The following is a 335-nucleotide window of genomic DNA, read 5'->3' as shown; positions in this document are numbered from 1 at the left end:
GCGTTAGTTCAGGGAGGAAAGCATGGATTACTTTAGCCTAGCTGTTGGATTTCTCGTAGGAAGTGCTACTGGCGCTGCGGGAACTTATTTTGGCAATAAATATACTGATAAGCGTAAACAAAAAGAACAGGAAAATGATACTGCTCGTTTTTTCGATGATTTATGGTTAAAACACCAGGCTTTATTAACAGAAATGAAGCAGGACTTGCTTAATCCTGATTATGAGTTTCACCGAGAGTTTTTTATTTTAAGCAAAAGTCTCTGTTTTGAACATCGTGGTAAATACTTAGCGTACTTCGTAGAAGATCACAATAACTTAGAGCAACAGGTAAAAA

At 37.0% G+C, this 335-nt stretch carries 1 protein-coding gene; it reads left to right on the top strand.

What is annotated here, in order from left to right; all coding sequences use genetic code 11:
* Positions 1-22: 22 nt before the first annotated feature.
* On the top strand, positions 23-335 hold a 313-nt coding region (locus tag CWC11_RS20225), incomplete at its 3' end, for a hypothetical protein (RefSeq protein WP_138684125.1).

The organism is Pseudoalteromonas sp. S3178, assembly GCF_005886985.1.
GTDB classification, from domain to species: Bacteria; Pseudomonadota; Gammaproteobacteria; order Enterobacterales; family Alteromonadaceae; genus Pseudoalteromonas; species Pseudoalteromonas carrageenovora.
The sequence above is the reverse complement of the archived record's forward strand: the minus strand, read 5'-3'. Positions and strand labels throughout refer to the sequence as shown.